Origin of the sequence: Mesonia aquimarina, assembly GCF_003667275.1 — a bacterium.
In the GTDB taxonomy this organism is placed as follows: Bacteria; Bacteroidota; Bacteroidia; order Flavobacteriales; family Flavobacteriaceae; genus Mesonia; species Mesonia aquimarina.
The window spans coordinates 178630-192443 of sequence record NZ_RCNV01000001.1 but is presented as its reverse complement, the minus strand read 5'-3'; the positions used below and the strand labels follow the sequence as shown (position 1 = coordinate 192443).

At 31.7% G+C, this 13814-nt stretch carries 12 protein-coding genes; 6 read left to right on the top strand and 6 right to left on the bottom strand.

Annotation, left to right across the window (positions count from 1 at the left end; genetic code table 11):
- Positions 1-8: 8 nt before the first annotated feature.
- The 6 genes from D9R05_RS00975 to D9R05_RS00950 form a co-directional block, all read right to left on the bottom strand.
- Positions 9-2621 (bottom strand): DNA gyrase/topoisomerase IV subunit A, encoded by a 2613-nt coding sequence (locus tag D9R05_RS00975; protein ID WP_121665352.1) that lies wholly within the window; start codon positions 2619-2621, stop codon positions 9-11.
- 37 nt (positions 2622-2658) lie between these two features.
- Positions 2659-4521, bottom strand: a complete 1863-nt coding sequence (locus tag D9R05_RS00970) for a DNA topoisomerase IV subunit B (RefSeq protein ID WP_121665351.1) — start codon at positions 4519-4521, stop codon at positions 2659-2661.
- 83 nt (positions 4522-4604) lie between these two features.
- Positions 4605-6785, bottom strand: a complete 2181-nt coding sequence (locus tag D9R05_RS00965; RefSeq protein WP_121665350.1) for a tetratricopeptide repeat-containing hybrid sensor histidine kinase/response regulator — start codon at positions 6783-6785, stop codon at positions 4605-4607.
- A gap of 156 nt (positions 6786-6941) precedes the next feature.
- Complete coding sequence (ychF, locus tag D9R05_RS00960) at positions 6942-8036, bottom strand: redox-regulated ATPase YchF (RefSeq protein ID WP_121665349.1); 1095 nt, start codon at positions 8034-8036, stop codon at positions 6942-6944.
- A gap of 88 nt (positions 8037-8124) precedes the next feature.
- Positions 8125-8706 carry a hypothetical protein gene (locus tag D9R05_RS00955; protein ID WP_162984866.1) on the bottom strand — a complete coding sequence of 194 codons (582 nt, stop codon included), beginning with the start codon at positions 8704-8706 and terminating at the stop codon, positions 8125-8127.
- A 12-nt stretch (positions 8707-8718) separates the two neighbouring features.
- Complete coding sequence (locus D9R05_RS00950; protein ID WP_121665347.1) at positions 8719-9072, bottom strand: 4Fe-4S dicluster domain-containing protein; 354 nt, start codon at positions 9070-9072, stop codon at positions 8719-8721.
- Between the two features lie 66 nt (positions 9073-9138).
- Here D9R05_RS00950 and D9R05_RS00945 point away from each other — a divergent pair, with 66 nt between their 5' ends.
- The 6 genes from D9R05_RS00945 to D9R05_RS00920 all read left to right on the top strand — a co-directional run bounded on the left by D9R05_RS00945 (position 9139) and on the right by D9R05_RS00920 (position 13795).
- The gene (locus tag D9R05_RS00945) at positions 9139-10200 is read left to right on the top strand and encodes an acyl-CoA reductase (RefSeq protein WP_121665346.1); all 1062 of its coding nucleotides are present in this window, start codon (positions 9139-9141) and stop codon (positions 10198-10200) included.
- A gap of 64 nt (positions 10201-10264) precedes the next feature.
- Positions 10265-11329 carry a 3-phosphoserine/phosphohydroxythreonine transaminase gene (gene serC, locus D9R05_RS00940; RefSeq protein ID WP_121665345.1) on the top strand — a complete coding sequence of 355 codons (1065 nt, stop codon included), beginning with the start codon at positions 10265-10267 and terminating at the stop codon, positions 11327-11329.
- 7 nt (positions 11330-11336) lie between these two features.
- Positions 11337-12299 (top strand): D-2-hydroxyacid dehydrogenase, encoded by a 963-nt coding sequence (locus tag D9R05_RS00935; RefSeq protein WP_121665344.1) that lies wholly within the window; start codon positions 11337-11339, stop codon positions 12297-12299.
- A gap of 2 nt (positions 12300-12301) precedes the next feature.
- The gene (locus D9R05_RS00930; protein WP_121665343.1) at positions 12302-13066 is read left to right on the top strand and encodes a septal ring lytic transglycosylase RlpA family protein; all 765 of its coding nucleotides are present in this window, start codon (positions 12302-12304) and stop codon (positions 13064-13066) included.
- 1 nt (position 13067) lies between these two features.
- On the top strand, positions 13068-13475 hold the full coding sequence (locus tag D9R05_RS00925) for a DUF6146 family protein (protein ID WP_121665342.1): 408 nt from the start codon (positions 13068-13070) through the stop codon (positions 13473-13475).
- A complete protein-coding gene (locus tag D9R05_RS00920; protein ID WP_121665341.1) occupies positions 13472-13795 on the top strand; it encodes a DUF6787 family protein in 324 nt (107 codons plus the stop codon). Before D9R05_RS00925 ends, D9R05_RS00920 begins: the two co-directional genes overlap by 4 nt.
- Positions 13796-13814 lie beyond the last annotated feature (19 nt).

The following is a 13814-nucleotide window of genomic DNA, read 5'->3' as shown; positions in this document are numbered from 1 at the left end:
TTTCTTATTTAAAACAATAATGATGTTTGAGATTCGTCATCATCATCTTTCTTTTTTTGAATATTTAATTCACTTATATCGTTATCTTTTGGTTCTTCATCTTCAACTTCTGGCACAATTGGAGCTAATAAGTTTAACTGTTTTACTTTTTCTGTAGTTAACTGATTTCCTTGTGCTTTAATACCTTTTACTGAAATAAAATCTTCAACGTTTATTTCTTCATTTGGCTTCTGTTCTTTACCGCGTGCTTTCTTATAAACAATCTCCAAAACCGGAATTAAATCTGTAGAAACTAATTCTAATTGAGATTTTGGATGATCCGTTATGATCTTCTCTTCTTTATCTTCATTTTCAATTAAAAAGCGTTTTACATAATAACGTTCTTTTTCACCTTCCCAATAAACCGCAGAAATTGGCCTTTTTGGATTCCATTTTTCAAGAACAACATAATTTTCGTCAAATCGTGTAGTAAGTTCCGGAATGATTGTTTTTACAATTCCATCTTGTGTGATAAGTAATATACGATCTTCGCCTTTAAATTCTCCTAACAATTCTCCTCTCTCTTCTGTGTTTAATCGTTTTACAACTTCATCAAACCAAATTTTTCTTGGTTTTAAAGTAGAAACCCCTTCTTCTTTTAATTCAATTTTCTTTACAGAATGTTTGGTTACTAGATTTCCTTTTACGCCGCGACCTTTAATTTTCATTTCAGCAAAATCGACTTCAAATTTTAGCTTTTTAATGCTTCCTACTTGGCGTAAATAAACGGTTACTACTTCAGCTTCTCCATTGGGGTTTGCTGAAAAATATAAAACTTGTGTTCCCGGTTTCCCTTTTCCTACACTATATTCCCGATCTCGTGTTATTGAGGTTACGGCAAATCGTTTGATGTAGGTATTTCCGCCTTTTCCGTCGCGATAAATTAAATTATAAATAGTTCGTTTATCTTTTTTCTTGAAAATAGCAACGTGAATAATATTTTTACCCACGAAAGTTTTGGTATCGACTTTGGTAACTTTCATAGTTCCATCGGCCATAAAACAAATTACATCGTCAATATCGCTACAATCGGTTACGTATTCATCTTTTTTAAGCGACGTTCCGATAAAACCTTCTTTTCTATTCACGTAAAGTTTCGTGTTTCGAATTACTACTTTTGTAGCTTCAATATCTTCAAATAAACGTAATTCTGTTTTACGTTCTCTTCCTTCACCGTAATCTTTCTTTAAGCGTTTAAAATAATCAATTGCGTATTCAATTAAATTCTCGAGATGATGTTTTACTTTCGCTATTTCATCTTCTAATGCTTCAATTTTTTGTTGCGCTTTATCTAAATCGAATTTTGAGATTCGTTTAATTCTAATTTCGGTTAAACGTGTAATGTCTTCTTCTGTTACAGCACGTTTTAAATGTTTAATGTGTGGTTTTAAACCTTCATCTATCGCTTTAATTACACCTTCCCAAGTTTCCTCTTCTTCAATATCTCGGTAAATTCGTTTTTCAATAAAAATTCGCTCTAAAGATGCAAAATGCCAATGCTCTTGAAATTCATCTAATTTAATTTCAAGTTCACTTTTAAGCAGTTTTACCGTATTTTCTGTACTGCGTTTTAAAATTTCGTCAACACTTATAAAGTGAGGCTTATGATCAATAATAACACAACTTAATGGTGAAATGGAAACTTCACAATTGGTAAAGGCATAAAGTGCATCAATAGTCTTGTCTGGTGATATACTTGCTGGTAAATGAATTAAGATTTCTACATGCTCTGCTGTATTATCTTCAATATGTTTAATCTTAATTTTCCCTTTTTCATTCGCTTTTATAACCGAATCGATTAAAGTAGAGGTTGTAGTTCCGTAAGGTATTTGGGTTATAACCAAGGTGTTTTTATCGCGCTGATTAATTTTAGAACGCACTCTAACTTTACCACCACGTAAACCATCGTTATAATTGGTAATATCCATAATTCCTGCAGTTGGAAAATCCGGATATAATTTAAAGCGTTTACCTTTTAGATGTTTTATAGAAGCGTCTATTAATTCAATAAAATTATGTGGCAAAATTCGTGTACTTAAACCAACCGCAATACCTTCTGCACCTTGAGCTAAAAGCAATGGAAACATAACCGGTAAATTTATTGGTTCTTTTCTACGACCGTCATAAGAAGCTTGCCATTCTGTAATTTTAGGATTATAAACTACATCTAACGCAAATTTAGAAAGTCGAGCTTCAATATAACGAGGTGCTGCAGAACGATCTCCTGTAAGAATATTTCCCCAGTTTCCTTGGGTATCAATCAATAAATCTTTTTGACCAATTTGAACCATCGCATCAGCGATACTGGCATCTCCGTGCGGATGATACTGCATGGTGTGACCAACAATATTGGCTACTTTATTATAGCGACCATCATCTAAATCTTTCATAGAATGCATAATTCTTCTATGAACAGGTTTAAAACCATCTTCAATTGCAGGAACGGCTCGCTCTAAAATCACATAAGAGGCATAATCTAAAAACCAATCTTTGTACATACCGGTAACTTTGGTAAGTACTTCTTGGTTTTCTTCTTGATTGAATTGATTTTCTTCTTCGGGGTTTAAATCGTTATGCTCCATGAATTATGTCAAGGCTAATTTTATTGATTGTAATGTTTTATGCTTCGGCGGTTACAATTTCGTCTAATTCTACACGAAGATTTTCGATGATAAATTCTTGTCTATCACTTGTGTTTTTCCCCATATAAAAGGTAAGTAATTCTTCTATTCCCGTGCTTTTATCTAGCATTACCGGATCTAAACGAATATCTTCACCTATAAAATGCTTAAACTCATCTGGAGAAATTTCACCTAAACCTTTAAATCGAGTAATTTCAGGTTTTCCTTTTAATTTCTGAATTGCGTTTCGTCTTTCTTCTTCAGAATAGCAATAAATGGTTTCTTTTTTATTTCTTACTCTAAAAAGAGGCGTTTGTAGAATATACAAATGGTTTTCTTTTATTAATTCAGGAAAAAATTGAAGGAAAAAAGTAATCAATAACAAGCGAATATGCATTCCGTCAACATCGGCATCGGTTGCGATTACAATATTATTGTACCGCAAATCTTCCATAGAATCTTCAATATTTAATGCGGCTTGCAGTAAATTGAATTCTTCATTTTCATAAACTATTTTTTTACTCAATCCGAAACTATTCAAAGGTTTTCCTTTTAAACTGAAAACCGCTTGGGTATTTACATCTCTAGATTTTGTAATGCTACCGCTGGCAGAATCCCCCTCAGTTATGAATAAGGTTGTTTCTAAGTTTCGTTCTTTTTTTACGTCTCCTAAATGAATACGGCAATCGCGTAATTTTTTATTGTGTAGACTTGCCTTTTTTGCACGCTCTTTCGCTAATTTTCGAATTCCTGAAAGATCTTTTCGTTCGCGTTCTGCTTGTAAAATTTTCCGGTGTAATTTTTCAGCAGTTTCCGTATTTCTGTGTAAATAATTATCAAGTTGACGCTTTACGAAGTCTAATATATAAGTTCGAACGGTAGGAAACTTCCCTCCCATATCTGTTGAACCCAGTTTGGTTTTTGTCTGACTTTCAAAAACCGGTTCCATTACTTTTATGCTCACCGCAGAAACAATGGATTTTCTGATATCGCTGGCGTCGTAATTCTTCCCAAAAAACTCGCGAACTGTTTTTACAATTGCCTCTCGAAAAGCAGATTGGTGCGTACCTCCCTGTGTAGTGTGTTGCCCGTTTACAAACGAATGATATTCTTCGCTATATTGTGTTTTATTATAGGTGATGGCGACTTCAATGTCATCTCCTCGTAAGTGAATTATTGGAAACATCATATCGTCTTTATGAATGTTATCAGCCAATAAATCTTTTAAACCGTCTTCAGAATAAAATTTTTCACCGTTAAAAACAATTGTCAAGCCTGGATTTAGGTAAACATAATTTTTGAGCATTCGCTCTATATATTCATTTCTGAATTTATACTTTTTAAAAATCGTATCATCAGGAACAAATGTCACTTTGGTTCCTCTTCTTCTAGAGGTTTCTTCTAAAAATTCTTGATCGGTTAAATTTCCTTGTTCAAATTCAGCGGAAGCAGATTTTCCGTCCCTACTCGACTCCACTCTAAAATAAGTAGAAAGTGCATTAACGGCTTTTGTTCCAACACCGTTTAATCCTACAGATTTTTTAAAGGCTTGTGTATCATATTTTCCTCCGGTATTCATTTTAGAAACAACATCTACTACTTTTCCTAGCGGAATACCACGTCCGTAATCTCGTACAATAACACGTTGACCTTGAATGGATACTTCTATAGTTTTTCCGGAACCCATGACAAATTCATCGATAGAATTATCAAGTACTTCTTTTAGCAGAATATAAATTCCATCGTCTGCGCTAGAACCATCGCCCAATTTACCGATGTACATTCCGGGACGCATTCTAATATGTTCTTTCCAGTCAAGCGAACGTATATTTTCTTCTGTGTACTTGGTTTCTTCTGCCATAAAATTAAAGATGATGTACCGCTAATATAGCACGTTTTAACAAAAAATGAAACCCGAATTACAGAAAGTAATTAACAAGTATATTAAGGTGAAGAAAGGTAAGTTTGAATAAGCTGAACCAGTTTTTCTTTGCTGAATGGTTTTATTAAAGCATCATTCATTCCTGAATCTTCTACTTGATTTTTTACTTCATTGTACTCTGAAGCAGTTACGGCAATTATAGGAGTTTTTACCCCAATTTTTCTAGCGTTATCAGCGATATCAAAACCATTCATGGAAGGAATATTTATGTCTAATAAAATAAGGTCATAATTATTTTCTTTAATTGCTGAAAAACCTTCTAACCCATCTGAAACTATCTCTAATTCAAACTCATAAGCAGTAAGGTATTTTCTAATAACCATTTTATTAATTTCGTTATCCTCTACCAATAGTATTTTTTTGCCGTTATATTTATTTTCTTCTCCATTGGTTGAAATGGTACGTTTAGAATCTTTTACTTGCTTACATTTTAAATCAAAATAAAAAGTTGAGCCTTTGCCTTCTTCTGTTTCTAGATGAATGTCTGATTCTAACAAAAGTAATAAGCTTTTTACAATAGAAAGCCCAATACCGGTTCCTTCCATAATACTTTTATCCAGTGACACTTGCGAGAATTTTTCGAAAACTATTTCTTTTTTATCATCTGGAATCCCCACGCCGTTATCAATAATAGAAAAACGCAGCATCAAATCTTCTTCATCTTTTGCAAGAGCATCTATCTTTAACTTAACTTGACCATTTTTGCAGAATTTTATTCCATTCTCAATTAAGTTGATAATTATTTCATATAAAATACTATCGTCAGCAATAATTTGATATGGAACATCTTTGGCTATATCAAAAACAACATTTGTATTATTTTTTTCGGCTTGAAATTTTACCGAGTATAAAATATTGGTCGTTAAGTTTTCTATATTAATTGTTTTAGGCTGAACTTTAATTTTATCATTGTCAATTTTACTCATTAATAATACATTATTAATAAGGCTAAGTAAATAATCACCAGAAAACTTAAGCGATGTTAATAATTGCTTGTTGTCTTCAGAAATTTCAGATTGAGATAATAAAAGTGAAGTTATTCCCACAACACCATGTAAGGGAGTTCTAATTTCGTGACTAATATTTGCAATGAATTGTTTTTTAGTTTCTGCCGCTATCTCGGCTTCTTTTTTTGCTTTTTTTAGTTCCTCATTTTTAAAGTTAAGTGTTGTGATCAATCTCTTTTTTGCTTGATTTTCTTTAAAAATAAGCCCGAAAAAAAGTAGCAAACTAATAAGTGCTACACCGTATACCCACAATAATTTATTTTTTGTTTCTGCCACTGAAGCCATTAATGTTTTTTCACGTTCTGCAGTTTTTAAAGCACGCTGGTATTCTTGAACATCTAAACGAGCTTCTTCTTTTTTTAGTTGTTCTAGGCTACTTTCATTTAAATATTTTTCTTTATAAAATGAATATTTTCTTAAATCTGCTATGGCTTTTTTATACTTTCCTTGATCTTCATAGGACTGACTTCGGTATTCATAAGCGTTTTTGAGTTCAGTCCACATTTCATTTTTCTCACTAATTATAATGGCATCATTAAAATATTTTTCTGATAACTCGTATTTTTTCAATTGACTGTAATAACGACCAAGAATATGATTTATATTGGCTATAAAATGTCTTGTATTGGCATCTTGTGTTGGTTTCTTAAGAAATTCATTAAAATCGTCTATATAGGGAGATACTTTATTTGTTTTATTTAAATCTAGATAATTCCAACATAAATTTGCTAATAATGCAATTCTAGAAGGATCGTTAATTGCTTTACTGATTCGTAAGCCTTTTTGGTAATAAATTTCTGAATCTTTAAAATTCCCATCATTTATAGCGGCAACGTTTCCTAGCCCATTATAAAGTAATACTAAAAATGTAGAGTCTTGAATTTTTTCTACCCGAGAAAGTGCTTTTTTATATTTAGCTTCGGCTTGTTTGTAACTTCGGGTGGTTTCGTCATTTAATGCTAATAAATAATATGCTTCAGCGATGTAAAGATCATTATTTACTCGATGAGCCATATCAAGTAAAAGCATTCCTTTTTTTACAGATTCTTTTAGGTCATTTTTATTATAATCTGTATAAGCTTTATCTAGTGTTTTCCGCAAAGAATCAGTAGATATTTCTTGTCCTAAAGAAATTCCGGATATGAGTAAAAAGATGAAATACAGTAGACCTTTCAAAATAATTACTTTTTTCAACACGTAAAATACTTAATTTATTGTTAACATCAGTCAATAATTTATAAAAATACGAAATAAAAAAACTGCTGTTATTACTTCTAACAGCAGTTTAGACTATTTAACCGATAATTTCGGTAAACCTATTAAATATGTTAACTATACGTTAAATCTAAAATGCATTACATCTCCATCTTGCACAATATATTCTTTACCTTCTACTCCCAACTTCCCAGCATCACGAACTTTTGCTTCACTACCATAGCTTACATAATCATCATATTTAATGACTTCAGCTCTAATAAAACCTTTTTCAAAATCTGTATGAATTACACCTGCAGCTTGCGGTGCAGTTGCGCCCACGTGAACCGTCCAAGCTCTTACTTCTTTTTCTCCAGCTGTAAAATACGTTTGTTGATTTAACAACTTATAAGCAGAACGAATTAGTTTTGCCGAACCTGGTTCTGTTAAACCAATATCTTCTAAAAACACTTGACGTTCTTCAAAATCTTCTAATTCAGCTATATCAGCTTCAATTCCTACTGCTAAAACTAGAACTTCTGCGTTTTCATCTTTTACAGCTTCTTTAACCTGATCTACATATTCATTTCCGCTAGTAGCTGATTTTTCGTCAACATTACAAACATAAAGCACCGGTTTGTCTGTAATAAATTGTAAAGGTTTTACATATTCCATACGGTCTTCAGTAGAAATTTCTATAGCCCTAACCGATTTCCCTTGTTCTAAACCTTCTTTTAATTTTAACAGAATTCCTTCTTCTCGTTGCGCTTCTTTATTTCCTGTTTTAGCTGCACGTTTTACCTTATCTAATTTTTTTTCGACAGTTTCAAGATCTTTCAGTTGCAGTTCCATATCTATCGTGTCTTTATCTCTAATAGGATCTACGCTTCCGTCTACGTGAACTACATTATCATTATCAAAACAACGTAAAACATGCAGAATAGCATCGGTTTCACGAATATTTCCTAAAAATTGATTACCCAACCCTTCACCTTTACTTGCTCCTTTTACTAATCCGGCAATATCTACAATATCTACTGTAGCCGGTAAAACGCGTTCTGGGTTTACCAACTCTTCTAATTTTTGAAGTCTGGTATCGGGTACGTTTACTACACCTACATTAGGTTCTATTGTACAAAAAGGAAAGTTAGCACTTTGTGCTTTTGCATTTGATAAACAATTAAATAAAGTTGACTTTCCAACATTAGGTAATCCTACAATCCCTGCTTTCATGCTCTTGATTTTTTGAAGTTGCAAAGATACGGAATGAAATGATTACTTTACAAAATCCTTGAAAGAGATTTTTAAAGAATAAAAAAAGTTAATCCCAATAATAACTTACTAAATGATAAATCATTCCGCTTTTTCTATTAATAGCTAAATAATTGGCTCGAGGATATTTATTACAGCGATAAAATTCAAAATTAGGATTGTCTTTCACTTCATAAAAAAAACTTATTCTATCGTTATATTTCGGAAAAATTTCTTCTATAAAAGAAAGACTTTTAAATATTTCATCCCCGTCTGTTTTCAAATAGTTTTCATCAGAAATATTAGGAAGCCTTGTATCTACAATAGATAAATATTCTAAAACCTCTTTTTTATCTGCCTTATACTTAAAAAAACAAGAATTAAACCCTAACGGAGAATTGAACCGAACACCGTTATTTTGGTGAATTTTCAAACTATCTTTAAGTGGAGCATATATTTCTCCTAAATTTACATTTTCTACCGAAGAAAGTGATCTAAAGGTAAATTCTACAGAATTTTTCCAGGTTTTTTTAGAAAAATCAGCAAGTTCAGTTTTTGAATGATCTATAAATTCATTGCTCTTTTTTTTTACTTTCTGACAAGAACTTACCAAAAATAAAATCACAAAAAAATAACATCCGAATTTTTTCATCAAAAAATAAAATTACTCATCCTGATGCATAAACGATTGTTTTGCTAGTAAAGTTTCATCACTTTCTACATTATCCTCATCGGGTACACAACAATCTACTGGACAAACCGCAGCACATTGTGGTTCATCATGAAAACCTTTACATTCTGTACATTTATCAGGAACTATATAGTAAAATTCGTCACTAACAGGTTCTTGTGCTTCTTCTGCACTTACTTTTTTTCCATCAGGCAATACAACATTTCCCTCTAAATCTGTTCCGTCTGCATAACGCCAATCATCTGCACCTTCGTAAATAGCAGTATTTGGACATTCTGGTTCGCAAGCACCACAATTTATGCATTCATCTGTTATAATAATAGCCATTTTATTCGTTTTAGTTTGTGTAACTTTGCACAAAAATAAAGCCATTCGGGTTCATAACCAAATTATATGATGATAGAAACACGTAAAGCTTCCTTTGCCAAATTAGGCGATTTTTTAGCCCGTTTTATTACTAAAGAATCTAATAATGATATTTGGGAAGCTCATGAAGAAAAACATGTCCGGCAATTAGATAAAGCTATTGCAGACTCCATTCATTATAATGGTTGGTTTACAAAAGAAAATATTTATTTTTCTTTAGCGCAATGGGCGAAAGCCTTACAACTAGAAAACTTAGAAAGTTGGTTAGAACCTTATGATTTTGCTAACAATAAGCAGTCAAAAAAAATAGCTATTATTATGGCGGGAAATATTCCGCTAGTTGGATTTCACGATTTTTTATCAGTTTTAATTTCCGGCCACCAAGCTTTACTGAAATTATCTTCAAATGATAAACTTTTACTTCCGGCACTTATTGATTACTTAAAAAGTATTGAGCCTGAATTTGAAAATGCTATTGAAATTGCTGATGAAAAATTACCAAATTTTGATGCGGTTATTGCAACAGGAAGTAATAATACCGCCCGATATTTTGAATATTACTTCAGTAAAAAACCACATATCATTAGAAAAAACAGAAACTCTGTAGCAATTTTAACCGGAGAAGAATCTAATGAAGATTTAAAAAATTTAGGCGAAGATATTTTTAGATATTATGGATTAGGATGCAGAAATGTTTCTAAATTATTTGTGCCCGAAAATTATGATTTTAAAACTTTTTTTGAAGCTATTTATGAATGGAATCCGATTATAAATCAACATAAATACGCTAATAATTACGATTATAATAAAGCGGTTTATTTAATGAGTGAACAAAAATTATTCGATAATAATTTTCTTATTTTAAAAGAAGATGATGGGTTTTCATCACCTATTGGCTGCCTTTTTTATGAGCGATATTCCGACAAAAATCAATTAGAAAAAATACTAAAAGAAAAAGAAGAAAATTTACAATGTATTGTTTCTAAAAATTTAGAAGATGATCATATAAATTTTGGTAGTACGCAACAACCACAATTATATGATTATGCAGATAATGTAGACACTTTAGCCTTCTTATCAAATTTGTGAGCTTAAACTTTTTATCTTAATGCATACTTTGTAATTTTAGACATTACACACAACAACAAAAGCTATGAAAAAACATAATTTTAGTGCCGGTCCTTGTATTTTACCACAATCGGTTTTTAAAGAAGCTTCAGAAGCTATTCTAGATTTTAATAATTCTGGCTTATCAATATTAGAAATTTCACACCGAAGCAAAGACTTTGTGTCGGTTATGGAAGAAGCACAACAACTATCTTTAGAATTATTAGGTTTAGAAAATAAAGGTTATAAAGCCTTATTTTTACAAGGTGGTGCCAGTACACAATTTTTAATGACGGCGTATAATTTATTAGAAAAAAAAGCAGCCTACTTAAATACTGGTACCTGGTCTACAAAAGCTATAAAAGAAGCAAAATTATTTGGCGAAATAGAAGAAGTTGCTTCCTCAAAAGATAAAAATTTCAATTACATCCCGAAAGGATATTCTATACCTACTAATGCTGATTATTTTCATTGCACTAGCAATAATACAATTTTTGGCACACAGATAAAAGAATTTCCTAACTCCCCTATTCCGTTGGTTTGTGATATGAGTAGCGATATTTTTTCGAGAAATTTAGATTTTTCACAATTTGATTTAATTTACGCTGGAGCTCAAAAAAATATGGGTCCTGCCGGTACTACTTTAGTTATTGTAAAAGAATCTATTTTAGGAAAAGTAACTCGCCAAATTCCTTCTATGTTAGATTACCAAATTCATATTGGTAAAGAAAGCATGTTCAATACACCTTCGGTTTATGCCGTTTACGTTTCTATGTTAACGTTGAGATGGTTAAAAGATTTAGGCGGAATTAATGAAATTGAAAAAATAAATAATAAAAAAGCATCTGCTATTTATCAAGAAGTTGACAGAAACCCTCTATTTAAAGGTTACGCTGAAAAAGCAGACCGCTCTATAATGAATGCAACTTTTACCTTAACCGAACCAAAATTAGAAGAGCTCTTTAATGATTTATGGAAAGCTGCAGGAATCAACGGGTTAAACGGTCATAGAAGTGTAGGCGGTTATCGCGCTTCAATGTACAATGCGCTTCCTTTAGAAAGTGTAGAAATTTTGGTACAAGTAATGAAAGAATTAGAAACACAAGCATAAAAAATCTATGAAAATATTAGCAAACGACGGAATTTCAGCAAAAGGAGTTCAGCAATTAGAAAACGCCGGATTTGAAGTAATTTTAACTAAAGTTGCTCAAGATCAATTGGCAAATTATTTAAATGAAAATTCAATTGAAATAATTTTAGTAAGAAGTGCTACAAAGGTTAGAAAAGATTTAATAGATGCTTGTCCTCAATTAAAAATGATTGGTCGTGGTGGAGTTGGCTTAGACAATATTGATGTAAATTACGCCAAAGAAAAAGGGATAAAAGTAATCAATACTCCCGCTGCTTCTTCTAGTAGTGTAGCCGAATTAGTTTTCGCACATTTACTTAGCAGTGTTCGTTTTCTTAAAAATTCTAACAGAGATATGCCGCTAGAGGGCGATTCTAAGTTTAAAGAATTAAAAAAGAGTTACGCCAAAGGAATCGAACTTCGCGGAAAAACCTTAGGAGTAATTGGTTTTGGAAGAATTGGTAACGAGGTTTCAAAAATTGCACTTGGTTTAGGAATGAACGTTATTGCTAGTGATAATAACCAAAGTGAAAAGAAAGTAACGTTAGAATTTTTTGACGGACAAAAAATAAGCCTAACCGTAAAAACAGAACCTAAAGAAGAAGTCTTAAGAAAAGCTGATTTTATTACATTACATGTTCCGGCTCAAAAAAATTATATCATAGGAAAAAGTGAAATTGAATTAATGAAAGAAGGCGCAGGAATCATTAATACTGCACGTGGTGGAGTTGTTGATGAAAAAGCATTATTAGAAGCCTTAGAAGAAAAAAAGCTTGCATTTGCAGCTTTAGATGTTTTTGAAAGTGAACCTACGCCGGAAATAAAAATTTTAATGAACCCAAAATTATCGCTTAGTCCACATATTGGAGGTGCTACAAAAGAAGCACAAGATAGAATTGGAACAGAGCTTGCTGAACAGATTATTACGGCATTTGCGTCGGTAAAAAATTAACTATGTATAAATTTTCACTGCTATTTTTTTTAAGTTTAATCTGTTTTTCTAGTCTTTTTGCACAAGTCCAAACTGGAAAAGCGTCTTTTTATTCAAATAAATTTGAAGGAAGGCTTACCGCTAATGGAGAAAGATTTAGTCAAGAAGCTTTTACTGCAGCACATCGGCATTTACCTTTTAATACTAAGGTTCAAGTCACAAATTTGGCTAACGATACTTCAATAATAGTTAGAATTAATGATCGTGGACCTTTTGTTAGTAATCGCATTATAGATTTATCCAGGTCAGCTGCCGAAAAACTTGATTTTATTGATACCGGCGTAACCGATGTTGTACTTGAGGTTGTTGATATCAACGATGATACAGCCATTGTTGAGCCAGAAAAAAAACAGGAAAAAATTGCTTTAAAGAAGAAAAAATCAATCAAAAATATAGTTGAAAAAACTGACACTATTAAAGTTGAAAATGATCCTAAAGAGTTTTATGAACTTTCTATAGATCGTATTCAACCAGATTGGTTTGGTATACAAATTGGTAGTTTTCAGGAGGTAGCTAATTTAATGCGGTTAGCTGATAACTTAAAAGTTAGCTTTCAAAAAGAAATCACTATTCAAGTAAAAACGGTACAAGAAGTAAAGGTATATAGCTTAATTATCGGAAAATTTAACGATCGTGAAGATGCTGAAGAATTCAATAAAAAAAGTGTTAGTAAAAAATATCCTGATAGTTTTATAATTGATTTTTCAGCTTTAAGAAATTCAAAATAATATGCGATATATTCTGAGTATTTTAGCGGTTTGTTTTTTGTTATGCAATTGCGCTTCATCAAAAAAGACGCCTAATAATTTTTCAAAAAAAACTAATAATAAAGAAGATACCTTAAGAATAGCTAATGATAGCTTAGAATATGAAGTTATCATTATTGAAAATGGTTTTAATGCTTGGTTGGCTACACAACCGCCACGCAGGCATTACAGTCAGACCTATTTAGAATTAAAAAACAGGCGCTATGTACAGGAATATAATGTGCGAGTAAATAGCCCAAGTTACGATAAATCTTTATATCCTTTAATAATAGATTATTCACCGCAAATAGATTACGGTTACGAAGTAAACTATTTACTATATAATTATTTTGTATTCTTCGAGGAAAAATATAATCAAAAATTAAGATGAAAAAATTAAAAGAGCGCTGGGGAATTTCCTCAAATTTTCAGCTGATTATTATTTTTATAGTTTTTGGAATAACCGGTTCTTCATCGGTTTATGTAGCCAAACCTTTTTTAGAGCTTATTCATTTAAATAGAGCTCATTTTGGTGAAAATTTCTTGTGGGGTGGTTTGTTATATTATAGCCTAAGAATTATTTTAATTTTTCCGTTTTATCAGGTATTATTAATTTCTTATGGATGGATTTTTGGACAATTTAAGTTTTTCTGGAGTTTTGAAAAGAAAATGCTAAAACGGATGGGGTTTAAACGTTTTTTAAAAGATTAACGCATAAAAAAAGCCTGTA

Coding starts and splice junctions, on each gene's coding strand:
- D9R05_RS00975 (WP_121665352.1), bottom strand. CDS start 2,621: ATGGAGCATAACGATTTAAACCCCGAAGAAGAAAATCAATTCAATCAA.
- D9R05_RS00970 (WP_121665351.1), bottom strand. CDS start 4,521: ATGGCAGAAGAAACCAAGTACACAGAAGAAAATATACGTTCGCTTGAC.
- ychF (WP_121665349.1), bottom strand. CDS start 8,036: ATGAAAGCAGGGATTGTAGGATTACCTAATGTTGGAAAGTCAACTTTA.
- D9R05_RS00955 (WP_162984866.1), bottom strand. CDS start 8,706: ATGAAAAAATTCGGATGTTATTTTTTTGTGATTTTATTTTTGGTAAGT.
- D9R05_RS00950 (WP_121665347.1), bottom strand. CDS start 9,072: ATGGCTATTATTATAACAGATGAATGCATAAATTGTGGTGCTTGCGAA.
- D9R05_RS00945 (WP_121665346.1), top strand. CDS start 9,139: ATGATGATAGAAACACGTAAAGCTTCCTTTGCCAAATTAGGCGATTTT.
- serC (WP_121665345.1), top strand. CDS start 10,265: ATGAAAAAACATAATTTTAGTGCCGGTCCTTGTATTTTACCACAATCG.
- D9R05_RS00935 (WP_121665344.1), top strand. CDS start 11,337: ATGAAAATATTAGCAAACGACGGAATTTCAGCAAAAGGAGTTCAGCAA.
- D9R05_RS00930 (WP_121665343.1), top strand. CDS start 12,302: ATGTATAAATTTTCACTGCTATTTTTTTTAAGTTTAATCTGTTTTTCT.
- D9R05_RS00925 (WP_121665342.1), top strand. CDS start 13,068: ATGCGATATATTCTGAGTATTTTAGCGGTTTGTTTTTTGTTATGCAAT.
- D9R05_RS00920 (WP_121665341.1), top strand. CDS start 13,472: ATGAAAAAATTAAAAGAGCGCTGGGGAATTTCCTCAAATTTTCAGCTG.